This window comes from Capnocytophaga sp. G1920, assembly GCF_051417515.1.
This window is the reverse complement of record NZ_JBPRKH010000028.1, coordinates 1-26,002: the sequence shown is the minus strand read 5'-3', so window position 1 is coordinate 26,002 and position 26,002 is coordinate 1. Positions and strand designations below refer to the sequence as shown.

Annotated in this window: 22 protein-coding genes; 14 read left to right on the top strand and 8 right to left on the bottom strand. The window is 41.5% G+C overall.

Going from position 1 to position 26,002, the window contains the following annotated elements:
• The first annotated feature begins 183 nt into the window (after nt 1-183).
• Together ACSQ7D_RS12140 and ACSQ7D_RS12135 are read left to right on the top strand one after the other, a co-directional pair.
• Nucleotides 184-930, top strand: coding sequence for an MgtC/SapB family protein (locus ACSQ7D_RS12140; RefSeq protein WP_009411433.1), 747 nt, complete (start codon nt 184-186; stop codon nt 928-930).
• 12 nt (nt 931-942) lie between these two features.
• Nucleotides 943-1,995, top strand: coding sequence for an NAD(P)/FAD-dependent oxidoreductase (locus ACSQ7D_RS12135; RefSeq protein WP_437136398.1), 1,053 nt, complete (start codon nt 943-945; stop codon nt 1,993-1,995).
• 60 nt (nt 1,996-2,055) lie between these two features.
• Here ACSQ7D_RS12135 and purD read toward each other — a convergent pair whose 3' ends face one another.
• The 7 genes from purD to ACSQ7D_RS12100 form a co-directional block, all read right to left on the bottom strand.
• Complete coding sequence (gene purD, locus ACSQ7D_RS12130) at nt 2,056-3,327, bottom strand: phosphoribosylamine--glycine ligase (RefSeq protein ID WP_437136397.1); 1,272 nt, start codon at nt 3,325-3,327, stop codon at nt 2,056-2,058.
• 100 nt (nt 3,328-3,427) lie between these two features.
• Nucleotides 3,428-4,198 (bottom strand): NAD(+) synthase, encoded by a 771-nt coding sequence (nadE, locus tag ACSQ7D_RS12125; protein ID WP_437136396.1) that lies wholly within the window; start codon nt 4,196-4,198, stop codon nt 3,428-3,430.
• Nucleotides 4,199-4,273: 75 nt separating this feature from the next.
• Nucleotides 4,274-4,951, bottom strand: coding sequence for a RadC family protein (radC, locus tag ACSQ7D_RS12120; RefSeq protein ID WP_437136395.1), 678 nt, complete (start codon nt 4,949-4,951; stop codon nt 4,274-4,276).
• Nucleotides 4,952-5,037: 86 nt separating this feature from the next.
• The gene (locus ACSQ7D_RS12115) at nt 5,038-6,015 is read right to left on the bottom strand and encodes a bile acid:sodium symporter family protein (RefSeq protein WP_437136394.1); all 978 of its coding nucleotides are present in this window, start codon (nt 6,013-6,015) and stop codon (nt 5,038-5,040) included.
• Between the two features lie 300 nt (nt 6,016-6,315).
• A complete protein-coding gene (locus ACSQ7D_RS12110) occupies nt 6,316-7,473 on the bottom strand; it encodes a dicarboxylate/amino acid:cation symporter (RefSeq protein ID WP_437136393.1) in 1,158 nt (385 codons plus the stop codon).
• Between the two features lie 108 nt (nt 7,474-7,581).
• The gene (locus ACSQ7D_RS12105; RefSeq protein ID WP_437136392.1) at nt 7,582-8,319 is read right to left on the bottom strand and encodes a Fic family protein; all 738 of its coding nucleotides are present in this window, start codon (nt 8,317-8,319) and stop codon (nt 7,582-7,584) included.
• Nucleotides 8,320-8,611: 292 nt separating this feature from the next.
• Entirely contained in the window at nt 8,612-8,977 is a 366-nt protein-coding gene (locus ACSQ7D_RS12100) for a hypothetical protein (RefSeq protein WP_016478335.1), read from the bottom strand.
• 339 nt (nt 8,978-9,316) lie between these two features.
• Here ACSQ7D_RS12100 and atpD point away from each other — a divergent pair, with 339 nt between their 5' ends.
• The 11 genes from atpD (at nt 9,317) to ACSQ7D_RS12045 (ending at nt 23,157) form a co-directional block, all read left to right on the top strand.
• Nucleotides 9,317-10,831, top strand: coding sequence for a F0F1 ATP synthase subunit beta (atpD, locus tag ACSQ7D_RS12095; protein ID WP_002674457.1), 1,515 nt, complete (start codon nt 9,317-9,319; stop codon nt 10,829-10,831).
• A gap of 54 nt (nt 10,832-10,885) precedes the next feature.
• Complete coding sequence (gene atpC, locus ACSQ7D_RS12090; protein ID WP_002675806.1) at nt 10,886-11,122, top strand: ATP synthase F1 subunit epsilon; 237 nt, start codon at nt 10,886-10,888, stop codon at nt 11,120-11,122.
• 229 nt (nt 11,123-11,351) lie between these two features.
• A complete protein-coding gene (locus ACSQ7D_RS12085) occupies nt 11,352-12,164 on the top strand; it encodes a DUF2262 domain-containing protein (RefSeq protein ID WP_437136391.1) in 813 nt (270 codons plus the stop codon).
• A gap of 1 nt (nt 12,165) precedes the next feature.
• Nucleotides 12,166-13,176 (top strand): virulence RhuM family protein, encoded by a 1,011-nt coding sequence (locus ACSQ7D_RS12080; protein ID WP_437136390.1) that lies wholly within the window; start codon nt 12,166-12,168, stop codon nt 13,174-13,176.
• 26 nt (nt 13,177-13,202) lie between these two features.
• Entirely contained in the window at nt 13,203-15,173 is a 1,971-nt protein-coding gene (gene dnaG, locus ACSQ7D_RS12075) for a DNA primase (RefSeq protein WP_437136389.1), read from the top strand.
• Nucleotides 15,174-15,248: 75 nt separating this feature from the next.
• Nucleotides 15,249-17,189, top strand: coding sequence for a hypothetical protein (locus ACSQ7D_RS12070; protein ID WP_308766428.1), 1,941 nt, complete (start codon nt 15,249-15,251; stop codon nt 17,187-17,189).
• Nucleotides 17,190-17,225: 36 nt separating this feature from the next.
• On the top strand, nt 17,226-17,996 hold the full coding sequence (locus tag ACSQ7D_RS12065; protein WP_009418168.1) for a threonine/serine ThrE exporter family protein: 771 nt from the start codon (nt 17,226-17,228) through the stop codon (nt 17,994-17,996).
• Nucleotides 17,983-18,564: a threonine/serine exporter family protein gene (locus ACSQ7D_RS12060; protein ID WP_308766429.1), complete on the top strand. Its 582-nt coding sequence runs from the start codon at nt 17,983-17,985 to the stop codon at nt 18,562-18,564. The genes ACSQ7D_RS12065 and ACSQ7D_RS12060 overlap by 14 nt, the downstream gene beginning before the upstream one ends.
• A 24-nt stretch (nt 18,565-18,588) precedes the next feature.
• Complete coding sequence (locus ACSQ7D_RS12055) at nt 18,589-19,314, top strand: YggS family pyridoxal phosphate-dependent enzyme (RefSeq protein WP_015782138.1); 726 nt, start codon at nt 18,589-18,591, stop codon at nt 19,312-19,314.
• Between the two features lie 423 nt (nt 19,315-19,737).
• Nucleotides 19,738-21,030, top strand: a complete 1,293-nt coding sequence (locus tag ACSQ7D_RS12050) for an MFS transporter (RefSeq protein ID WP_009411503.1) — start codon at nt 19,738-19,740, stop codon at nt 21,028-21,030.
• 909 nt (nt 21,031-21,939) lie between these two features.
• Nucleotides 21,940-23,157 carry a beta-ketoacyl-[acyl-carrier-protein] synthase family protein gene (locus ACSQ7D_RS12045; RefSeq protein WP_437136388.1) on the top strand — a complete coding sequence of 406 codons (1,218 nt, stop codon included), beginning with the start codon at nt 21,940-21,942 and terminating at the stop codon, nt 23,155-23,157.
• Here the strand turns inward: ACSQ7D_RS12045 and ACSQ7D_RS12040 are convergent.
• Complete coding sequence (locus tag ACSQ7D_RS12040; RefSeq protein ID WP_437136387.1) at nt 23,147-25,267, bottom strand: GH92 family glycosyl hydrolase; 2,121 nt, start codon at nt 25,265-25,267, stop codon at nt 23,147-23,149. The two genes, ACSQ7D_RS12045 and ACSQ7D_RS12040, sit on opposite strands and share 11 nt — an antisense overlap.
• 405 nt (nt 25,268-25,672) lie before the next feature.
• Between ACSQ7D_RS12040 and ACSQ7D_RS12035 the strand changes: the two genes are divergently transcribed.
• Nucleotides 25,673-26,002: transposase (locus tag ACSQ7D_RS12035; protein ID WP_437136260.1), on the top strand; the 330-nt coding region annotated here is incomplete at its 3' end.

The following is a 26,002-nucleotide window of genomic DNA, read 5'->3' as shown; positions in this document are numbered from 1 at the left end:
TAGGCAATAGGGGATAACATCCCCCTTTACACATACCCAGCTGTCGCTGGCTACCTTTTAAAAGGGGAATGTGGTGAAGGGGAAAAGATAAAAAAGTTAATAACAATTTTTGGATTAAGAAAGGGAAGGGACTGACTGAGGAAACTCAGATAGTCCCTTTACCGCTCATTATATGATTAGATTATGAACGAGCTTTTAAACGATTTTTCTAATACACACTTCATAGGAGAACTCTCCCTTGGGGTAGTGTGCTTCCGCTTGCTTTTAGCAATAGTCTTTGGCGGATTGGTAGGCTTCGAACGAGAACGCAAGCACAAGCCCGCTGGCTTTCGCACGTATATACTCGTGTGCTTCGGCTCTGCGGTAGTTTCGATGATTCAAGACCAATTACGCATTAGTCTTATTGACTTTAACGCACATTTTCCTGAACTGGCAGCTCTTTTCAAAAGCGATTTAGGGCGTTTGGGTGCGCAGGTGATTAGCGGGATAGGCTTTTTGGGGGCTGGTAGCATTATTAAAGAACGCGGAGAAAGTATTGCGGGAATGACTACCGCAGCGGGTATCTGGGCTACGGGTTGCGTAGGCTTGGGTATTGGCTGGGGTTTTTACAATATCGCTGTGGTGGCTATTGTTTTTATGCTTATCATTATGATATTCCTCAAAAGAGTGGAATCACAGCTCATTAAGAGAAATTTTGTAGGAGTTTTTCAGGTTACTTATGAGGAAGAAGAACTAAATGTGGCTGAAACTATAGAAATCTGCTCGGCTATCTTCCGACGCAAGTCAATGAGCATAACAAAAGTAGAAAAGGACGTCGAAAATCACACGCTTACCTTTACGATTGCTACCGCTGATGTTTTGAGTATAGGCAGTGTGGTGAGTTTGCTTTCGGCTAAAGAAGGGATTGCGGCAGTTTCGCAAATACAGTAAGAACGCATCGGTATGTACGATTTTATTATTATAGGCGGAGGCTTAGCAGGTGTTACTTTTGCTAACTTTTTGGAAAAACACGGCAAGAGCTTTTGTTTGATAGCCGACCGCTCACAAGTAGCTAGTTTGATTGCGGGAGGAGTGTATAATCCGGTAGTTTTAAAGCGATTTACTCCCATATGGCGAGCCGAAGAGGTAATGAGTATGATTGAGCCGTTTTATGCGGAAATAGAGGCTAAAACGGGTGTTTCTTTTCATATATCAATGCCTGTGCTCCGAAAGTTTGCTTCGGTAGAAGAACAAAACAACTGGTTCACTGCTGCTGACCAACCTTTGCTTTCGGGTTACCTCAGCACTACATTAGTGCCCGAAACCAATCCCGCAGTACCAGCTCCTTTTCTTTTTGGAGAAGTAATGCGTACAGGGAGAGTAGAAGTGAAGAAGTACTTATCGGAATGCCTCAGGCATTGGCAGGAAGAAGGAGTTTATCACGCTAAGACTTTCGATTATGAAGCACTTGAGATTTGCGATACACACGTGGTATATCGGGGAGTAGAAGCTCGCAACATCGTGTTTTGTGAGGGCTGTGGCATTAGTAAAAATCCTTATTTCAGTTCTTTGCCAATGCGCCCTTGTAAAGGTGAGACTCTTAGCTTTTACGCTCCCGATTTACAGTTGCACACTATCCTAAAAAGTGATGGTAGTATCATTCCGTTAGGGGGAGATACTTACATTATGGGAGCAACTTATGACCCCGAAGACCTTACAGATACCATTACAGAGGGAGCTCGCAAAGAACTATTAGAGAAACTGCGCAAGATGGTGCGTTGTTCTTTTGAAATTATCTCACACCAAGCGGCTTTACGCCCCACGGTAGCTGATAGAAGACCTTTAATAGGAAGCCACCCGTTGTATCCTCATCTTTGGGTGCTCAACGGGTTAGGGACAAGGGGAGTGCTCAATGCACCCTTCTGTGCTAAGATACTTTATGAAGCGGTGTACGAAGAGAAAGAGATTCCTAAAGAGATGAACATAGCGCGTTTCGCTAAACGACTTAGAAGATAAAAAATAGGGAAGAGTTGTGTTCTGCAGCTCTTCCCTTTTTTTTCTTAATACTTAACCTATTTAAAGGTCTTTCCCAATGTCTTTTCGCCAGTAAGCACCTTCAAACTGTATCTTACTGATATTGTCGTAAGAGTGTTGTAAGGCTTCTTTGAAATCATCACCAAGCGAAGTAATGGCGAGTACGCGACCACCAGCGGTGAGGAGTTTGCCGTCCTTCAAAGCAGTGCCTGCGTGATATACAGTGCTACCAACAGCTTTTTCAGTGCCTGTAATCTCTTTTCCTTTCTCATAATCCTCAGGATATCCACCCGATACCATTACCACCGTAGTAGCGCTCTGCGAGGTTACTTTCAGCTCTTGTGAAGCCAAAGTGCCGTTGTAAAGAGATTGGAAAAGCGGAATGAGGTCGCTTTCTATACGGGGGAGAACAGCTTCGGTTTCGGGGTCTCCCATACGCACATTGTATTCTATCACGTAAGGCTCGCCGTCTACTTTTATGAGTCCGATGAATACAAAGCCTTTATATACGATACCTTCCTTGTGCAATCCTGCAATAGTAGGCTTTACGATGCGCTCTTCAATCTTCTGCATAAAGGCTGCATCGGCGAAAGGCACCGGCGAAACAGCCCCCATACCGCCTGTGTTGAGCCCTGTATCACCTTCGCCTATGCGCTTATAGTCTTTGGCGGTAGGCAATATCTTATAATCTACTCCATCGGTGAGGACAAAACAACTGAGCTCAATGCCTTCGAGGAATTCTTCAATCACCACCTTAGTACTTGCTTTCCCAAATTTTTCGTTGATGAGCATACGGCGCAATTCGGCTTGGGCTTCTGTTAAGTTATCTAAGATAACAACTCCTTTACCAGCAGCCAAACCATCGGCTTTCAGTACATAAGGGGCTTTCATCGCACTGAGGAAAGCACAACCTTCTTCCACTGTATCCTTAGTAAAGCTCGCATATTTAGCTGTGGGAATATGGTGACGTACCATAAACTCTTTGGCGAACTCCTTACTACCTTCAAGAGTAGCGCCTTGCTGTGAGGGACCTATCACTTGCACGTGGGCAAGGGCAGGGTCGGCAGTAAAGAAATCGTACACTCCTTGCACTAAGGGGTCTTCGGGACCTACCACTACCATTGCAATCTGTCTTTCGAGTACAAAGACTTTCAGTGCTGGGAAGTCGGTAGGGCTGATAGCTACATTGGTAGCTACGGTGTGAGTACCCCCATTACCAGGGGCAATATACAAGGCGTCGCATAGCGGACTTTGGTGTAATTTTACGGCAAAAGCGTGTTCACGACCGCCAGAGCCAAGGATAAGTATATTCATTTTGTTAATTTGGTGCGAGCCGCACAGGCATATAATCTATCAATTTGTCAATGTGTCGATTTGTCAATTAAATAGCACCGCTACTCATTTGCTAATTTTCTCATTTGCTAATTTTACAATACGGTATCGGTTGGATTTTGTGTTGGTTAGCACGGTTGAGGCGGGTATATATCTCGAATACTTCACGCTCTCTACCCCTAAATTCCTCAGCTTTTTTGCCTTGCTCAGTTTGGAGCATTGCCCATTCAAGCTCATCGTAAGTAGCTTTCAGTTGATCTTCATCGCTACGGTCGTCGCCAAAAAGCCCGTCGGAAGGTTTTGCTTTGAGAATGCTTTTTGGGATATGCAGATACTCACCGAGTTTGTACACTTCGCTCTTCATCAGGTCGGCTATGGGGCTTATATCTACCCCACCATCGCCGTATTTGGTAAAGAACCCTACTCCAAAATCTTCAATCTTATTGCCCGTGCCTACTACTATATAGCCTTCGAGTCCTGCAAAATAGTAAAGGGTCGTCATTCGCAGACGTGCACGAGTGTTGGCAAGTGCCATTTCGTAAGTAGATTTATCGGTAGGGGGTATTTGTGCCACAAATTGGTCGAATACAGGAGTGAGGTCTACCCGCAGGTCGCTCACATTAGGATAATGTGCTTTGAGAAACTCTATATGCTCCTCAGCGCGGCTCACGTGGCTTTCAGCTTGGTGAATAGGCATTTCGAGGCAGAGAGTAGGCAAGCCCGTACGCGCACAAAGGGTAGAGACGACTGCCGAGTCTACCCCGCCCGATACGCCTATTACTAACCCTTTTACGCGAGCGTTCTCGGCGTAGGTCTTTATCCAATTAATTATTTGAGAAGCTATATTTTCCATTATATTGAAGTGTTTAACTCTTATGGCGACAAAAATACTACATAATTACCAAATCAGCAAATTTATCATTCACTATTAGAAAAGTCTTTCGTCCAAAAGACTCAAATACTCTTTCTCGGTAACAATTACGTGGTCTAAGAGTTTGATGTCTAACATATCACCTGCTGTTTTTACTCTCTGGGTGAGTTCGATATCTTCCTTGCTGGGGGTGGTGTTACCCGAAGGGTGGTTGTGCACTAATATCAACGCAATAGCTCCTTGCTCCAACGCTGTTTTGAAGAGCAGTCGCACATCTACGGTAGTCTGGGTAATCCCTCCTGAAAAAAGTCGTGCTTTGTGTATCACACGATTGGTGCTATTGAGGTAGAGTACCCAAAATTCCTCGTGGGGCAACTCGCCTATGAGAGGTTGCATTAGGGTAAAAACGTTATGAGCTACCTCTATTTTAGGCTGTAGTTCGGGAGTTTCGGCAGCGCGTCGTCTGCCCATTTCGGTAGCGGCGAGAATCGTAATCGCTTTTGCCTGTCCAATACCTTTGAAGGCTTGTAATTGTTGCAAACTCTGTTTGCCCAAAGTCGTCAAGCTATTATTCACCGAAGCCAAAATGCGCCTACTCAGCTCCACAGCACTCTCATCTGCCGACCCCGAGCCTAATAGTATCGCCAAAAGCTCGGCATTACTAAGGGCTGTTTTACCCTGCGAAATCATCTTCTCACGCGGTTTATCGGTATCCGCCCAGTTTTTAATGGTCATAATTTTAGTTATTAGCCGTTATAGTTTGCAACGTATTTCCTTTTACTCACATACCCAGTTGTGAGCCCTCGCTGGCTTTACCTTAATTATCTATTACTTATCCTATTCGCCAGCCAGCTCACATAAAACAGCTGAAAGCTGTGATAAAGCATTATCGGCAAGAGGAACATCACTTTGTTATCGTCGGGAATACCCAATACCATCATAAATAAACTCCCGTGTACTAACGATTTCTTCGAGCCACAAAAAGTAGTAGTAATCGTATCTTCGCGGTTAAAGTGCAAACGGTGCGATGCCCATTGCAAGAGATAGTATACAATGAAAAACATACCCACCACTGCTACTGCGATAATCGCAAAAGTAATCGGTGGGACACTGCCAAATATACGGTTTACAAAAGCGGTCGAAAAGCTCTCGTAAACAATCAGCAGGATAATAAGCCTATCAAACTTGCCTATCAGTTTGCCGTAACGCTCTATAAACTTCTTGCACAGCGGATTGAGCAAGAGCCCTAATACTATCGGCAACAGCACTTTTAATAATAATTGCTGTATAATTGCTACTTGGTCTACTGCCCCACCACTACTGCTTTCCATAAAAGGGTGCATTAGCATAGGGGTAGCAAAAATACCTATGAGCCCCGAGATAGAAGCGTTGAAAATCGCTGAGGGCACGTTCCCTTTTGCGATAGACACCATCACTACCGATGACGATACGGTAGACGGCAAGCAAGCCAAAAAGTATATCGAAAGCCACAACACGTAGAACTCTGTGCCCTGTGCTATCTTGTAAAAAGGCATTACCAAGAGCGGAAACAGCACAAAGGTAGCTATTTGTACTAGCAAGTGTAGCTTCCAGTTCTTAACGTCGTTCAGCACTTCTCGCAAGTTCAGTTTGAGTCCGTAAAGCAGAAAGATAATTACAATCCCCCAATCGATAAAGGTTCCTAAATTAAAGTAAGCGTTATAGCTTTCTCGATAAGGAATAAGGTACCCCATAAGTACCATTAGTACCAAGAACCACAAAAACGCGTTTTTAACAAAAAATTTATGTAAGTTTGTCATTTGCTTTCGTTTTAACTATTGTTTTAGTTCCCGTAAAAAACTGATATTTAAATATTTATATACCTTTTCTATACTTATCTTCCAAGATTCGTATAAGCTTCCTATAAGCTTTCTATAAGCTAAGACCACCTTTCCTGTACCCTTCCAAGTGTTCTGAACCTTTTCGTTTCTTTTCGTCTCCATCTACCAATCTGTTAATTTCCTAATTCTCTAATTTTCTCATTCTCTCATTTCTCCTTGCCCGTCCGGCTCGTTCCTAATTTTCTAATTTTTCCCGCTTGTCGTGCTACGACCTCGCACCTAATTTTTCCCGCATTTATCAACTATCAGAGCTACTGCACCGTCACCCGTTACATTACAAGCCGTGCCAAAGCTATCCATCGCTATATAAAGTGCAATCATCAGTCCCTGTTGCGCCTCATTAAAACCAAGAATACTGTTCAGCACTCCCAAAGCAGCCATAATAGCCCCTCCCGGTACCCCAGGGGCAGCAATCATCACCACCCCCAGCATCATTATAAAACCAGCAAACAGCGAAAAGTCATAAGGCATTCCTTGAAGCATCATCAGGGCAAGCGCACAAGCCGTAATCTTCATCGTACTGCCCGAAAGGTGAATCGTAGCGCAAAGCGGAATCACAAATCCCGCTATCCGTTGCGAAATGCCTAATTTCAGTGCCTGCCTCAACGTTACAGGAATGGTAGCAGCCGAAGATTGTGTGCCCAAAGCCGTCGCATAAGCCGGTAGCATCGTAGCCAGTGCCTTAAACGGATTCTTCCCTGCAATACTTCCCGCAATCAGGTATTGGATAATGAGCAAAGCAATATGCATCACAAAAAGAACCAAAATCAGTTTAAAGAACACCTTCATTATTGCCATTACCTGTCCGTTGAAGGTAATTTCAGCAAAAATACACATAATATAAATAGGCAATATCGGTATAATAGCCCTAACGATAAGCCATTTCACAATATCGCCAAACTCTTTAATCACCTCTGTAAGTTTCGATTCTTCTCTAAACGACAACCCAATCCCAATGATAAAAGAAAACAGCAAAGCACTCATCACATCAGCCAAAGGAGGCATCTCAATGGTAAAATAAGGAGGCAAACTCTTTCCTTTATCTACAATGGCACCCAATTGTTCACCCTGCAATAGCGAAGGAAAAAGAGATTCGCCCACCAAGTAAGTAGAAAAACCCGAGAAAAGCGTAAAAGCATACGCAATTCCTATGGTAATAAGCAGTAACTTACCTGCATTTTTACCCAAATCACTAATCGAAGGCATAATGAGCCCCATCAAAATCAGCGGTATTGCAAACTTTAAAAAGTTGCTAAACAACACCTGAAAAGTAATAAGAATGCGGTACAACCATTCAGGCGCATAATAGCCCAACGCTATCCCAAACAGGATACCACAAACCACCTTAAACAAAAGATTATTAAAAATATTTTTCATTTTCTAGATATTAAAATTATGCTTAAAATAAATCTACTACAACTATCTGCCTCGTACGACTCACTCTGCTTGTTGTGCTACAACTCGTGCTACGACTTGTGCTACGACCTACGACTTCTGCAGATACTCCCATTTCTTTTGTAGAAAATAATCGGCATATTCACTGTAATCACTCGTTTCATAAAAAGAAAGCAAAGCCTTACGGTACGTATTGATATCCTCTAAGCGAGTCGTGTGAATCGGTACGATATCGTCATTCATCAGCACAATACTCTCAACCAAGCGCGAAGTACGCTTATTGCCGTCGATAAAAGGTTGCAAGCGCGCAATATTGCAATGCAAAAACACCGCTTTCTCTAAAGGATTTTCTATTTCAGCCTGTTCCTCCATTATCTGGTCTAAGGCTTTTTCAATAAGGTGCTCCTCAGTAGGAGGTGTGTAATCCGTTCCAGTAATCCGCACAGCGCGTTTGCGGATAATACCCCTCTCGCGGTTATCTATCAAATCAGCAATCAAGCGAGAGTGTAGCTCAAAAAGCAATCGTTTGTTAATCTCTTCGGTATTCCCTTTTTTGATATACTCTACTTCCGAAATAAAAGTGCTGTAAAGGTTTTTGAGCATTTTAGCCTCTTCATAGCGCCTGGGTGAAGTAATACCATCTTTTAAGAGCGTTTCCGTCTCTACAAAAGTATAAGTATTGCCTTCTATTTTCCCAGAGTAAAACGACCATATCACCGCCAAGTCTTGTATTTCCGAAGAATATAAGTCACTTAGGGGTGAAAAATGGTTATGTTCCAAAATACGAGCTGCCAACGCTTGCTGTTCTGTTGTAAAGATGTATTTCATTAAACTTTTAGGTTTTACGTGGCAAATGTACGATATTTTGCCTTCTTTCAGCAAAAGAACTCGTGAAATTCACTAAAAAGAAGAAAGTATAAAACCTATATGTATTGATAATCAATATTATAAATAAGTACAATTAAATATTTTTCTAAAAAGAATTGCGAATATTTTTTTACAGAAAAATATAAAGATAACTTATCAATTTACCAATTTTGAAGACTATGTAATGATTTGAAAAAAAATCTAAAAATATTAAAGAATAATTGAAAAGAATAAAAGATGTAGCTTGTCGCACTTAACGAAATAAACAATTTAAAGCTTCTATCTGCTCTTCAAAAACCTCTTTGCTCAGTAATTTTTGTTTGTACAAATATCCTAAAAAACTAATTCCTTGGTTCAAAATCTTTACCGCCTGTAAAGACTCTCCCATATGCTGATACATACAAGCCAAATTCTCACACGAAAAAGTGTATATTTCTACAAACGGAATCTTTAGCTTTTCACATCTATCAGCGTGAGTTGCTAATACTTCTGCCCTATAAAAAGCCTCTCGACTATGCGAAAGCGCTTCCATATACGCCTCTTGCATAAATTCTTCTGTTGAAAGATCCATAAGCTCCTGCCAGTAACTCTCGATATGACACATACAGTAATCACTCATAATATTTTAATTTTAAAAGATATAACCATTGAAAGCGCAAAGGTAAAAATATTTTTTAGATAAGCCTAAAAATATATGATTAATTTTTTATTAGAGTGTTTGCAAACACTCTAATAAAAATATTATTTGTTAGTTAATAATTGACAATCAGCAAATTTTAAAATAAGAAACAAAAAAAATCTTCACTTTTATTTGCCTTTTTTAAAAAAGTCCCTACATTTGCACAATATTTAGGTTTCTGCTCATAGGTCTCATATTTCAGACCTCAGCTTCTGAAACCATAACACCTACAGCCTATGGCTTAACGCCTGTGGTCTAAACAACTAAAAATAAAAAAGAATGTTACAAAAAGGAAAAGTAGCACAAGTAATTGGACCTGTGGTCGATGTAGAGTTCGCTTCTGATAATGAACTCCCACGCATTTATGATTCCTTAGAAATCACAAGACCCGACGGTACCAAACTCATATTAGAAGTACAATCGCATATAGGCGAAGACGTGGTGCGCGCCATTTCTATGGACTCCACCGAAGGACTTAGCCGCGACACCGAAGTGATTGCCACAGGCAGTCCTATCAAAATGCCCGTAGGGCACGATATCTACGGTCGCCTCTTCAACGTAATTGGTGACGGGGTCGACGGACTCGGCAACCTGCCCAAAGACGGCGACAACGGCTTGCCTATTCACCGCGAAGCTCCCAAATTCGAAGAACTCTCCACCACTACCGAAGTACTCTTCACCGGTATCAAAGTAATCGACCTTATCGAACCTTATGCCAAAGGAGGTAAAATCGGTCTTTTTGGCGGTGCTGGTGTAGGTAAAACAGTGCTCATTCAAGAATTGATTAATAACATCGCCAAAGGACACGGCGGTCTATCAGTATTCGCTGGGGTAGGCGAACGCACCCGTGAAGGAAACGACCTGCTACGCGAGATGCTCGAATCGGGCATTATCAAATATGGCGAAGGCTTTATGGAATCGATGGAAAAAGGCGGTTGGGATTTGAGTAAAGTAGACCGCAAGGCTCTTAAAGAATCCAAAGCTACTTTCGTTTTCGGACAAATGAACGAACCTCCTGGAGCACGTGCGCGTGTAGCCCTCTCAGGGCTCACTATTGCCGAGTACTTCCGCGATGGTGCTGGCGAAGGTCACGGTAAAGACGTGCTTTTCTTCGTCGATAATATCTTCCGTTTCACCCAAGCAGGTTCTGAGGTATCCGCCCTTTTAGGTCGTATGCCATCAGCGGTGGGTTACCAACCTACGTTAGCTACCGAAATGGGTGCGATGCAAGAGCGCATCACCTCTACCAAGCACGGTTCTATCACCTCAGTACAAGCGGTATATGTACCTGCCGACGACCTTACTGACCCCGCTCCGGCAACTACCTTTGCCCACCTCGATGCGACCACCGTATTATCGCGTAAAATCGCCGAGCTCGGTATCTACCCTGCGGTAGACCCTCTCGATTCTACTTCGCGTATCCTTACCCCCGAAATTTTGGGTAAAGAGCACTACGAGTGCGCACAACGCGTAAAAGAGCTCTTACAACGTTACAAACAATTGCAAGACATTATCGCTATCCTCGGTATGGAAGAGCTTTCAGAAGACGATAAAGTAGCCGTTGCTCGTGCACGTCGCGTACAGCGTTTCTTGTCACAGCCTTTCCACGTAGCCGAGCAGTTTACAGGCTTACCAGGAGCTTATGTAGATATCAAAGACACTATTAAAGGCTTTAATATGATTCTCGACGGCGAACTCGATCACCTTCCAGAAGCTGCCTTCAACCTTAAAGGCACCATCGAAGAAGTAATCGAAGCAGGTGAAAAAATGCTTGCCGAAGCACAAGCTAGTTAATAAGAAATTAGCTAATGTTAAATAACAACAAAAAAGCCCGTGTGGCTCGCACTTATGTTAGTAGAAATCTTTACTCCTGAAGCCCTTTTGTTTAAAGGTGAAGTAACCTCGGTGAAGGTGCCTGGGGCTAAAGGACCATTTGTAATATTAAATCACCACGCCCCTATCATCTCATTGCTTACGGAAGGCGAGGTAAAGCTCTTTGAGGGCAAAAAAGAACTGCAACATTTCACTATTACAGGAGGTACCTTGGAGTGCAACCAAAACAAAGTAGTGATTTTAGCAGACTAAAAGAAAGTTTTTTTTGTTTCATTGTAATTAAAAATTAAATGTAAATAACCGACTCTTGTAAATAAAGCAGTCGGTTATTTGTTTTTTGCTTTTCTGAAAAGAATGTTATATCTTTGCATTGTCAAATCAATAATCAAATACACTTATTAAAAATAATAAATATAACACAACTTTTTATTAAAAATAATAAATATAACACAACTTTCTTGTCTCTTAACTAAGTATTTTTATGAGCCCACAAACTGTACAGAAATTCTCTGATGAGTTCCTTCCCGAAGAAAAGGAGCTTATCGTGCTCATTGAAAGTCCTACCAATGGAGCAACTTATTATAATGGAGCTTGGGTACCTTCTAACAACCCTTTGGCGTATATCGAGGTAGCTACAGGTGAACTTTACGAAGGGAATATCCGTTTGGAATGGTTGGCAGCTGATGAAAGTAATTGGCAGTATTACTTCGCTCCGTTAGAAGCTTTCCGCATCAAAGTGCGCCCTAAGAAACCTGAATTCTCACACCCTGAGCAACGTTGCTTTTTGTTGGTAGCAGTCTTAGAAGAGAATGTAACCGAACCTCGTTTCGACCCTATTATTGAGGAATACAACACCGAAGTTACTTATGAAGATGAAGACTTTAGTTTAGAACTCAACCGAGAATACGATTGGTTTGAGGGTGAAATCCTCTATACCGATGAAGAAGTGCAGTTCACCGTAGAAACTACCGAACTAAGTGAGCTACAAGATATCTTAAAATCTTTCAAAAATGCTACTAAGGGCAAATTCAACAGATGGGTAGCAACCCTCAAAACCTTTGCCACTGAAAAACTTACTCCCTTAGCTAACAAATGGCAAAAAGAAGCAGATGCTACTACTCCTGAGATTACTCCCGAGCGTTTTGCTCAGCGTATGAGTATCACAAGTATCATTCTTTTTGAGGACAAGCGTTTCTGTATCTATTTTGATGACGACGATATGTTCTGGGGGCACGCTATTGCCGTATACGGGAACCTCAACGGCGAGCTCGAAGAGGCTACTATCGAGGGGTAAAATGATTGACAAACAAATAAACCCTATGGACTCACAGTTTCTCATATACCAAAATCAAGAAGGAGATGTTAAGATAGATGTACGCTTCCAAGATGAAACAATATGGCTTTCATTAGACCAAATGGCTACTCTTTTTAGCCGTGACAAATCTACTATATCACGACATATTAAAAACATTTTTGAAGAAGGGGAACTATACAGAAACTCAGTTGTTGCAAAATTTGCAACAACTGCCACCGATGGTAAAAAGTATCAGGTAGAATATTACAATCTCGATGTGATCATCTCAGTAGGTTATCGGGTAAAATCACAACAAGGAACGCGTTTTCGTATTTGGGCAACTCAGCAACTCAAAGAGTATTTAATCAAAGGTTTTGTGTTAAATGACGAGCGTTTTAAGCAAGGTACTGCGATGAACTACTTCGACCAGCTCCAAGAACGCCTCCGTGAAATACGAATCTCTGAACGGTTCTTCTACCAGAAGATTAAAGATATATACAAAACCAGTATAGACTACAACCCTCAAGATGAGCAAACCATAAAGTTCTTTAAGGTAGTGCAAAACAAACTCCTATGGGCGGTTAGTGAGCAAACAGCAGCCGAGATAGTCTATAATCGTGCTGATGCCTCTTTACCCCTTCTGGGTATGCAATCCTACGACAAAACAGCTACTGCCACTATTAAAAAAAGTGAAGTAAGCATCGCCAAGAATTATCTCAACGAAGAAGAAATAAAGCTTTTGGGCTTGCTTGTAGAACAATATTTAGCTTTCGCCGAAACTATGGCACAACAGCAAACGCCTATGTATATGAAAGACTGGATAGCCCGCTTGGATATTATCCTGCAACTCAATGGCAGAGAGCTCTTACAACACGCTGGTAAGATTTCACACCAAATGGCTATAGAGAAATCTGCCCAAGAGTATGAAAAATACCAAACTAAGCAACGCCAAATAGAACGTAAAAACAGCCTTAAAGAATTAGAGGACGACCTGAAACAATTAACAAATTAATCCTTTCTTCCTTAATCTAAAAAACAGTGATTTCAAAAAATACCATAGATAAAGTATACGACCAAATGCGGGTGGAGGAAGTTATTGGCGACTTCGTCCAACTGAAGCGTGCAGGCTCTAATTACAAAGGGCTGAGTCCGTTCTCCAACGAACGGACACCCAGCTTTATGGTCTCGCCCGTAAAGCAAATATGGAAAGACTTCAGTAGTGGCAAAGGCGGGAATGCTATTGCCTTCTTAATGGAGCACGAGCATTTCACCTACCCCGAAGCCATTCGCTATTTGGCTAAAAAATACCATATCGACATTGAAGAAACCCAGCAATCTTCCGAAGAAAAAGCACAAGCCGATGAGCGCGAGAGTCTCTATATCGTCTCAGAATACGCCCAACAATATTTTCAGAACACCCTTTTCAATACCGAAGCCGGTAAGGCTATCGGTATGACCTATTTCAAAGAGCGCGGTTTTACCGAGGAAACAATCCAAAAATTCCGCTTAGGCTTCTCCCCCGACGAGTGGACTGCCTTCACCGATAACGCCCTTGCCAAAGGCTATCAGTTGGAGTTCTTAGAAAAAACGGGGCTCACCATCGTCAATGCCGACCGAAAGTTCGACCGCTTCAAAGGACGCGTAATGTTCCCCATTCACTCTATGAGCGGACGCGTATTGGGCTTTGGGGGGCGTATCCTCACCAACGACAAGAAACAAGCTAAATACCTCAACTCTCCCGAAAGTGAGATTTACCATAAAAGCAAAGTGCTGTATGGCATTTTCTTCGCCAAACAAGCCATCGCCAAAGCCGATAACTGCTATTTGGTTGAAGGCTATACCGATGTGATACAGATGCACCAAAAGGGTATCGAAAATGTAGTAGCCTCAAGCGGAACAGCACTTACGCAAGACCAAATCCGACTCATTCACCGTCTCACACCCAACATCACGGTGCTGTACGATGGTGATGCCGCTGGCTTACGTGCTTCCATTCGCGGGGTAGACCTCATCTTGGAACAGGGTATGAATGTAAAGGTCTGCACCTTCCCCGAGGGAGACGACCCCGATAGCTTTGCCCGCAAAACCGCTTACGAAGACCTCGTGCTATATCTCGAAAACAACGCCACCGATTTCATTCGCTTCAAAGCCTCCCTCCTAATGCAAGAGGCGCAGAACGACCCTATCAAAAAAGCCGAAACCATACGCGATATGGTAGAGAGTATCTCTAAAATCCCCGACCTTATCAAGCGGGAAGTTTATGTGCGCGAGTGCGCTACCATTATGGACATCTCGGAACAGGTGCTCTTCTCTACTTTGGCGCAAATTCTCAAAAAAGACTTTTATGAAGGACAAAAAGTAGAGCGCAAGCAATCTACTATGCAAGTGATACAAACGCCAGAAGAGACTCAAAAACGCACGATAAACCGTTTGGAGGTGTTAGAGCACGATTTAATAAAGATTCTTCTTTCCAAAGGAAATGAAGACTGTGTTTTCACCGATACTATTCTGGTAGAAGAAGAAAACGGCGACCTCAAAGAAAAACAAGTACAGCAAACCCTCAAAGTTTACGAAAAAGTATTCCTCGAACTTCAAGAAGACGAAATAGAGTTCGCTAACCCCGATTTCAAGCAGATATATGACCAACTAATGACAATGTTCCAAGAAGATGCTTCCTATGATGTGAGTAGGCTTGCAAACGAACTTCCTGTGGAACTCAGTGCTAAGGTATCCGATTTGGAAATGGAAGACGAGTTTAGACATTTAGACAATTGGTTAAAACGAGATATTGTGGCAAAGGAGAAAGACAGAGACCTCAATAGAATTATCTCGGATATCATTCTAAATATTCGTTTGCTATTAATAATGCACCTCATCAACAATTTAGCAGAGAAAGTACGTACTGAAATAACAGATGAAGAACGTAAAAGTGTTATGGAGGAGGTGATAGGTTATAACCAACTAAAAACAATATTAGGAAAGCGCTTGAATGTGATAGTAAATTATTAAATCTTCTCCTTTTTGTCATTCTTCATTATTTTTGTACTTTTGCACTTTCTAACGAATACTCTAATATTACCTACGATGAAGAAATTATATACAACTTTAGTTTGCTTGCTACTGATTTTGGGTTGTAAGGACGATAAAGACGAAACACTCCCTTTGAGCGCTGAAAAAAACATACTTTCGTTTGTCTTTACGCTTAACGATACCCCTTATAGTGCCACTATCAGTGGGACGACTATCAGCGCACAGTTACCTGCCGATACCTCGCTAACTACCCTCACGCCTACTATTAGCATTTCAAAAGGCGCGACTATAAGCCCTAACACAGGGATAGCTCAAGACTTTTCTAAAGAAGTAAGTTACACCGTAACTGCCGAAAACAAGAGTACCAAAACGTATAAGGTGATGGTAACCAAGAAGGAAAAAGACGATGGAAAAGATGACGATAACGACGGCAAAGACGATGATAACAATGGCAAAGATGATGACAATAATGGTAATGACAATGGTACAAAAAGCTCAAAAGCCGAAATATTAGCTATTACCTTTACCAATATTGATTATCCTGAAGATGTGACTGTACTTGACAAAGGAGAAACTTATATAAAATTAGAAGTCCCTGAGGGTACTAATATAAAAGCGCTAACTTCAAGCATTACCATTTCAGAAAGAGCTACGATAGAACCTAAATCAGGAGCTACTTTAGATTACTCTCAAGGAGTTCGCTATACTATAACAGCCGAAGACAAAACAGAAAAAATATTTTATGTGATTGTAGAAGAAGGATACAATTCTTTTGAGAAAAGTTTCGAACTTCTTACTAAAAACACTGAATACCTAAAAGGTGGCGATGTTATCTCTATCGAAGTTGGAAGGCTGAAACCAAGACATAAAAATATAAAAGCTTATATTAGTTATAATAACAAATCAAAAGTAGAGGCTAAAATTAAAAATATAGATTATAATAAAAAGCTAATAGATGTTGTTTTACCCAACACATACACAAATGGAGCCTATGAGATTAAAATAAAGGTTAGTGATGGCAAAAAGGAAAACGAAGGATCTGTTTATTTTTTTCTAAATCAAGGAACACCTTTTTTTAAAGGAGTTTTATCTGAATCAGGGATACCTCGTCAAAGGGTATTACTTCCAAATGAAGAGTTTACAGCAGGTGTTTATATTAATCCGAAAGATAAAGAAAACTATAGTTTTTATTTGCACAAGAATGGTCAAGATTATTCTCTTATAGTAAAAAAAATAGATACTTACTATAATACGATTAGATTTGAAACTCCTAAAAAACCTACAACACCTTTGGAGAGTGGTTCTGATTTTCAATTTGTTATAAAATATCAAGGGAAAGAGTATGTATATCCTTTTAGGATTTATGTTCAAATAGCCGATATTCCAACTAAACTAGAATTAGATAATTACTCTCTCAAAAAAGGAGAAGAATTTACTGTGTATGCAGAATGTGTGGGTATTCGATACCAAGATAAACATACACCTCTTCCTAAACTCAAATTAATAAAAGAAGATGGTAGTTTCAAATATATTGAAGCTCTACGATTCCCTGAAAAAGGAATTCTATCCTTTTATGCGCCCTTTAAAATCCCAAAAGACTTTGAATCTGGTAAATACAAATGGACAGTTACTAATTTCGTAGGAGAATCAGCAGTAGCTGATAAAATGATTACTATCGAAGGCGCTACAACCCCAGTTGCTCCTTCACACCTAAAAGTTACTAAAGCTGAAATCGTAGATAAGAGTGCGGGGTTCTTTCCTAAGCAAGTGTATATCACTTTCAATGAAGCTATAGGTAATGCTAAATTAAAGGCTATTGTGTTTCCTAATCTGAAAATAGAAAATATGATTACCTATAAAAGTGCCGTAACCTCTTCTCGCTTATCAGATAATGACTATAACTATTTAATGAACAACCTCCCCAAAGGTTATGTACTCATTGAAGAAAACGGCAAGGAATACCAAGCTGAGTTTTCTTTAGTAAAAGGAAACTAACAACTAACCTCTTAAGAACTAACGTCTAAAGTATATATGAAGCCCATAGAACGAGCGGCAAAACTCTTTGCCGATATCAACGAACTGCTGATTTCCAGCGGTGCCAATACCCGAAGGGTAGAACGCAATGTAGAACGCATCTCTAATGCACTGAACTACCATTGCGAGAACTTCTATTCGCATTCGGCTATCGTGCTAACAATACAGGACAAAAGCACAGGCGAAAAAGAAACTATCGTGCGTTCTATCCCGCATCACGGAGTGAACTTCAGTGCGATTTCCGATATTAGTATTCTTTCGTGGGAGGCTATCGAAAAGAAACTCCCTATTGAGGAAATCGAAGAGCAGGTGGCTACTATCAAGGCGCGTCCGCATTACAATATGTATGTAATGTGGTTTTTTGTATCGATTGCAGGAGGCTCATTAGCCTACGTATTTGGCAAAGAAAACGCAAGTTATGCCGAGTTCGCTATGTCGTTTCTCGCTACTTTATTAGGGTTAGCAGGCAGACGTATTTTGCAGTTGCGCAAGTTCAACGTGTATATCTGTTGGGGTTGGGCTGCTTTCGTATCGGTAGCTGTGATGAGCATCTTCCGCTTGCTTGGCGTACAAGACTATCACAATGCCTTGGCAGCTTGTGTATTGTGGTTAGTGCCTGGGGTACCTCTTATCAATGGCTTTATCGATATGCTCTCAGGCTGTATTGTAGCAGGAATTGCTAAACTCACTCATGCTGCTATTTTAGTGTTTATGATTTCATTAGGTTTTTATTTAGCTTTACTATTATTCGGTTATGAACTTCCTTGATATATTTTTAGGTTTAGCAGAACGCATCTTTTGGTCGATGTGGATTTCTATCGGCTTTGCTTTATTGTTTAACACACCACGTCGTGCTTTATGGATAACAGGTGTATTAGGCGGTATAGGGTGGGGTATTAAGTTCATTCTATTAGCAACCTTAATGCCCGAACAAATCGTGATTACTTCTTTTCTGGGGGCTTGTGTGGTAGGGCTCTTAGCGGTGTATTTTGCCCACCGTGTACACACACCTCCTATTGTGTTTACCATTCCCGCCGTAATTAATATGATTCCTGGTAAATACGGCTATGAGTTTATGATGAAAATCATACAAATAGTAACCGTTGAAACCCCACAAAACGAAACATTAGATTTACTCTACCAAACCTTTAAATTAGGCTTACAAACAGGCTTTATTACTATGTGTTTAGCCTTTGGGGTGATTGCTCCTATGCTGTTATTTAACACCTACTCGGTAAAAGGTAAAGACCTAAACGACCTCATCAAACGTCGCCTCTTGCGCAAGAAAGCTGAAGGCAATTTACCAAAGGAAGAAGTGGAGAATGAACCGATATAGTTAATTAATAATTGACAATTAAAAATGGAAAATATATTACAAAACATCGCCTTAGTACAACAACGTATTGCCAACACTTGTGAGCGGGTAGGTCGCAAGCCGGAGGAAGTAAAGCTCCTCTTGGCTACTAAAACGGTAACTCCTGAGCGCATCAAAGTAGCATTAAATGCAGGATATACGCTCATTGCCGAAAACAAAGTGCAAGAGCTCAAAGAGAAGTATGAAGCGCTGAAAGACACTCCACATACCAATCATTTTATCGGTCATTTACAAACGAATAAGATAAAAGATATTTTGCGTTACGAAGTGAGTTGTGTAGAATCGGTAGACCGCCTCGATTTAGCCCAAAAACTCCACAACCGTTTGGAGAGTGAAGGTAAGGAACTCGATATCTTTATTCAGGTGAATACCTCTAACGAAGAAAGCAAGTTTGGTGCCGACCCCTCTGAGGTGCTCAATCTTGTAAAGCAAGTGGCTACACTGCCTACCCTACATATCAAAGGACTAATGACTATTGGTCTGTTTAGTGCCGAAACCGAAAAGGTGCGCGCCTGCTTTAAACTCCTTAAACATCTCCAACAAGAGATTATTGCTCTCAACCTCCCTAATGTAGACCCCCGAGAGCTCTCAATGGGAATGAGTGGCGACCTCGAAACCGCTATTGAAGAAGGTGCCACTATCGTGCGGGTTGGTACCGCTATCTTCGGTAAGCGCATCTACCCCGATAGCTACTATTGGAACGAAAAATAGTCATTAGCTGTTAATGATTATTCTTTAAGCCTTTAGCTATCGGTATCGAACACATTCGAATAGTCTGACTCGTTCGTATCAAAACTTTGGCAAAGTTTCAACTGTCCTTCGTGCTACGACCTCCCTCCATTTTCTAATTTTTCTTCCTCTTTTTCTTATTCCACTGGCGTGAGCTTTTAACTCGTGTCCCTATTTATTAATTTCTTAATTTTCTGATTTTTAACTTCTAACACCTAACATCTAATATATTTCATAAATAAACCTTAAAAAAGTTTTCGTTTTTGTTGTGTTTTATATTTTCTTTATTTACTTTTGCCCCACTATTTACTAAATACAGTAGTTAATAGGAGAAATAAGTAATTTCTAACAACTAATTCCCTTCTCCTATTCCCTATTTTCTAAAATAATAAATAACTAAAAATAATGGAACACCAAAATCAACAAAACAAAAGTTACGCATTACCCATTGCGATGATGTTCGCCTTATTCTTTATGATATCATTCGTAACGGGCTTACAAAACCCTTTCGGGGTAATTGTAAAAAACCAATTTATGGCAAGCAACCTCGAATCACAATTGGGAAACTTAGCCAACTTTATCGCTTATGCCTTTATGGGGATTCCCGCAGGGCTAATGCTACAACGCATCGGTTATAAGAAAACTGCTTTAACTGCTATTGCCGTAGGCTTCGTTGGCGTTTGTATTACTTTCCTTTCAGGTAATATGGGTAGCTTTGGAGTATACCTCACTGGGGCATTTATCTCAGGCTTCTCTATGTGTATGCTGAACGTGGTAGTAAACCCAATGCTCAACACCCTCGGGGGTGGTGGCAAACGTGGTAACCAACTCTTGCAATTCGGAGGCGCTATCAACTCTATCGGGGCAACTATCGTGCCCGTATTGGTAGGCTACCTCATTGGTACTATCAGCGCCGGCACTTCTATTGCCGATGCCAACCCTGCCCTCTTCTTAGCAATGGGTATCTTCGCTTTGGCATTTATTGTACTTGCCCTAATGCAAATACCCGAACCTCACGCAGCGGTAAAACAAAAAGATGTAACCGATAAACACAGTCCACTATCTTTCCGCCACTTTATATTAGGAGCAATAGCTATCTTCCTTTACGTAGGGATTGAAGTAGGAATTCCCAACATCGCAAACCTTTTTATGACCAGTAGTCCAGAAATGAACGGCTTAGCAATAGATACCACTATTGCAGGTTCAGTAGTAGGTACCTATTGGTTCTTGATGTTTATCGGTCGTCTTACCGGAGGTTCATTAGGAGCGAAGTTTTCAAGCAAAGGAATGCTCACTTTTGTATCTTCCTTAGGAATTCTTTTTGTTATCTTAGCTATATTAATACCCGAAACGCAAATGGTAAATATGCCTGTGTTCAAATCTGATATTTCTTTTGGGTTAGCCGAAGTGCCAATAAGCATAATGTTCCTCATTCTTTGTGGCTTGTGTACCTCAGTAATGTGGGGAGGTATTTTTAACCTCGCTACCGAAGGTTTGGGTAAATATACAGCCGCTGCCTCAGGTATCTTTATGGCGATGGTATGCGGGGGTGGTATTTTGCCAGCTATCCAAGGTTGGGCTGCCGATGCTTTTGGTTATATCCAAAGTTACTGGGTAATCGTATTAGCATTGCTATTCCTCTTGTATTATGCCCTCGTAGGTAGTAAAAATGTAAATACCGATATCAACGTAGATTAATAATCAAATTTCCCTAAGTTAGAAGAAAGACTGCTCCCACTTTTAGTGGGGCAGTCTTTCCTATTTTCTCTCTTAAAAATTCTTTAAGCTTCTCTCATACAGTAAATTTTCCCTTCATTCTATCTTCACTCAAAGCCCGTCATTCGCAATTTGCCATTGATTGAGTATTATTAGTATGTCTAATATTGTAGCGTTAAATACGTTTTGTCTTTCCTTGTCACAATACTTTGCCAAAGTTTTAAATTGCCTGTGTGGCTCGCACCTTTGGCAAAGTTATACTATATCTCGTATTACGACCTCCCATTACCTTCGCCATTCGTCCCTCGCCCCTCGTCATTTCTTTCCTTCTCCGTCACTACATTCCCCCTCATTGAGGGGGCTAGGGGGAGGTTCCTTTTGATTTTCCGTCATACTCCCCCTAGTGCCTATGGCCTAAGGCCTAGTACCTCTTCCTCTTTCTTTCGCCTCGAAACCCTCTTTTTACCATTTTTTACATTGTTGTATTATATTATTAATCAATCATTTATACACCCTTTCTATACCAATCGTCCAAGATTCGTATAAGCTTCCTATAAGCTCTCTATAAGCTAACCCCACCCTTCTTACAGCCTTTTTTCACCAAAAAACCTCCCTCCCCTCTTCCGAACTTCTCCGATATCTTCCGAACCCCTCAACCCTCTACATTTGCTAATTTCCTAGTTTTCTCATTCTCTCATTTCCTAATTCAACAGCCTGTGTGGCTCACACTGCCTGTGCGGCTCGCACCTTTGGCAAAGTTAATTATCAGTATTTTTGGCATTACTTGGTATTATTGGCATTATTGGCATTATTTGGCATTATCAGTATTATTTCTTACCTTTGCCCCTACATTTTCTAATTTGCTAATCTGCTAATTTTCTAATCGAATTTATGAGAGTAGTTATCACCGGAATGGGTATTTATTCCTGTATAGGCACTTCACTCAGCGAAGTGCGCGATTCGTTATACCAAGGAAAATCGGGTATTGTTTTCTTGCCCGAACGCAAAGAATACGGCTATCGCTCTGCCCTCACAGGCTTTGTAGAAAACCCCGACCTAAAAGGACTCTTAGGGCGTCGCGAGCGTATTTCTATGGGGCAAGAAAGCGAGTTCGCCTATATGGCAACCCTCGAAGCGCTTAAAAATGCAGGTATCGATAGCGATTTCTTACAACAAAACGAAGTGGGAATCCTCTACGGCAACGACAGTGTAGCCGAGTCGGTAATTCTTACAAACGATAAGATAAGAGAGAAGAAAGATACTACCCTCGTAGGCTCTGGGGCGGTATTCCGTACGATGAACTCTACCGTAACGATGAACCTCTCTACTCTCTTCCAATTGCGAGGGGTAAATATGAGTATCAGCGCAGCTTGTGCTAGTGGGTCGCATTCGGTAGGCTTAGGCTACTTGCTTATCCAAAGTGGTATGCAAGACTGCGTAATATGTGGCGGAGCTCAAGAAATCAATAAGTACAGTATGGGCAGTTTCGATGGTCTTGGGGTCTTCTCAATGCGTGAGGACGAACCCACTTTGGCTTCTCGTCCTTTCGATGCCAGTAGAGACGGCTTAGTACCCAGTGGAGGGGCAGCTACTTTGGTGTTGGAGAGTTACGAGTCGGCGATGAGGCGTGGGGCAACCCCAATTGCTGAGGTGGTAGGCTACGGCTTTTCGTCTAATGGCGGACATATCTCTACACCCAATGTAGAAGGTCCTGCCCGTGCTATGGCACGCGCCCTCAAAAATGCAGGAATACAAGCCAGTGAAATCGACTATATCAATGCGCACGCCACTTCTACCCCCATAGGCGATGCCAACGAAGCAAAGGCAATTTATGAGATTTTTGGCAGTAATATTCCTGTGAGTTCCACCAAATCAATGACCGGACACGAGTGCTGGATGGCAGGAGCTAGCGAAGTGATATACTCAGTCCTGATGATGCAAAACAGTTTTATAGCTCCTAATATCAATTTTGAAACCCCCGATGAGGCTTCTGCTAAGCTAAATATTATTCCCGAAACTGTAGAACGCCCTATTAAAGCTTTTTTGAGTAACTCTTTTGGTTTCGGAGGTACTAACTCAGCATTGGTAGTAAAAGCGTTTATTTCTTAAACTCTAAACGTCCTCCTGCAATAATTTCTTCATAAGTAATATATCCTCTGCTCAGCGGTTTGTCGTTGAGTAGTGTTTTTGCTTTGCTGTCTTTTCTTTTTTCAATCGTAAAAGTCTTGCCGTTCTCTAAATGCAAAGTAGCTTTATCGAATAGTGGTTCACTTAGATAATACCTGCTGTTGGCAGGGTTAAGAGGATACAAACCTAAGGCGGAAAGCACATACCAACTGCTCATCTGTCCGCAGTCCTCATTACCACAATGTCCGTCGGGTGTATTTTTGTATTGAGTGTTCAATATTTCGGTAACGCGCTGGGTAGTTTTTTCGGGGTGAGCTGTAAAGTGATAGAGATAAGCCACGTGATGACTCGGTTCGTTACCGTGCACATACTGTCCTATCATACCAGTACTAAAAATAGGCAGTTTCTCATCGGAAGTAACTGCCAAAGTGAACATCGAGTCGAGTTTTTGTTCAAAAGCCTTAATGCCTCCCATTGCATCACGCAATCCTTCGATATTTTGTGGCACAAACCAACGATAATGCCAAGCGTTGCTTTCGCAGAAGTATTTACTATAATCTTTGGGGTTAAAAGGTTTGATAAATTGCCCTTTGCTATCCTTAGGGCGGAAGAAAGTAGTTTTTTCGTCGAAGAGATTACGCCAGTTTTCAGCGCGTTTGGCAAAGTAAGCCTCATCTTCTTTTTTATTCAAAGCTTTGGCAAATTGTGCAATACACCAATCGTCGTAAGCGTACTCTAAGGTTTTGGACACCGACCAGTTTTCATCGGATTTATCTAAATCGTAAGGCACATAGCCATATTGTTTATATAAGTCTATTTCGCGTTCGTTTACCATTGCACTTTGCTTGCAAGCCTCGTAAGCCAAAGGAATATCCATCGGGATTTTCTTAAAATACGCATCTACGATAATAGACACAGCGTGATAGCCTATCATCATATTAGTTTCACCGCCTTGCATACTCCACACCGGTAGCGCACCATTTTCGCGGTAGTGTGCCAAAAAACTACTGATAAAATCGGCGGAGGCTTCGCGGTGTAACAAGGTATAAAGCGGATGAGCCGCACGGAAAGTATCCCAAAGAGAAAAAGTATCATAACGCTTTTCGGGAGTATCGACATCGCTGAAAAGATTAGGCGCCAACATCGATTGGTAGAGCGTTGTATAGAAAATTGTTTTTTGCTCCTCAGTACCGCCTTCTACCGTAATCTTCTGCAACTGCTTCTCCCATAGATTGCGAGCTGTCTCGCGATAGTCGTCGAAAGCAAAGTGAGGCGCTTCAACTTCCATATTTTTATACGCTTCCGCAATGCTATGCATAGAGAGAGCTGTTTTCACTACAATAGCTTCATTATCGGCAGTAGCATAGCGGAGTACAATTTTAGAACGGTTGCTCTTGCCGTTTTCTTTTTCTTCGGTAAACTCCTTATCAGCAAAGGGTTTGGAGAGTTTTATGACGAAATAGACCTTTTGGTTACGTGCCCAACCGGTAGAAAAGCGATAGCCTTCCAAAGTTGTATTATCCACCACTTTTAGATAGGTTTCGGTAGGCTTATCCCAGTTGATACTATAACCTAAATCTATTGTGATTTTAGACTGTTCGTCCTTAGGAAAAGTATAGCGTTGCACGCCTACACGAGGAGTGGCGGTAAGTTCGGCTTTGATACCATAACTCAGCAAATCGACGCTGTAATAGCCAGCCGTAGCGGTTTCGTGCTTATGAGAGAAATAAGAGAAGGGCAAACGGTCGTTTGCCTCTATGCGGTCGTTAAACCTGCTATTGGTAGGCATTATGAGCACATCGTAGAGGTCGCCCGCACCCGTGCCTGAGAGGTGGGTGTGTGAAAAGCCGGTAATGATGCTATCGGGGTAGAAGTAGCCCGAAATTCTGTCCCAGCCAGGGATACCTATATCGGGGCTTAGTTGCACCATTCCGAAGGGAGTCATCGCTCCTGGGTAGGTGTTCCCCGTACCATCGGTACCGATAAACGGATTTACGTAATTGGTGAGTTGCTTTTTAGGCAACTCTTTTTGTTCTGATGAGTTGTGGCAAGCCGTAAGGGCAAAAGCTAAAAGGTAAAAGTATGGTTTCATATAGGATTGAGTTATCAGTTGCAAAGATAGGAAGTAATTAGGAAATTAGCAAATGAGAGAATTAGCAGATTAGCAAATGAGGAAATGAGAGAATTAGAAAATGGGGGAAGTAACTTTTTGAAACATCAACTTTGCCAAAGGTGCGAGCCGCACGGAGGAATTAGAAAATTGGAAAATGAGAGAATTAGAAAATAAGTAAATATTGTCAGTTTATTCAACTTTGCCAAAGGTGCGAGCCGCACAGGCAAAAACTTTGGCAAAGTGTGTACCCCTAAAAGTGACATATCGGAGCTATCGAAAGAAAACGGAAAAGAACGGAAGAGAGGAGGAAGGGTTTTTGGTGAAAAAAGGGTGTAAGGAGTGTCATATCCTGAAATAGGTTTACACTAAAAACCATAAAAAGATATGACAAAAGGGAGGAAAGAAACAGTTCGGTACAGTGATTGCTTTAAGTTGAGTATCGTAGAAGAGATTGAGAGAAACGGATTGAGTATTGAAAACTGCCGACGCAAGTACGGCATTGGAGGAAGTACAACGATTCAAAAATGGCTCAAAAAGTATGGCAAAGATCACTTATTAAATAAAATAGTACGCGTGGAAACAATTGATGAAATCGGGGAGCTTCAAGCTCTTAAAAAGGAGTTAAAAGCCCTTAAAGAGGCTTTTGCTGAAACGACTTTAGAGAATAAAGTTTATAAGACTTATTTTCAAATTCTTGGTCAGGAAACAGGAATG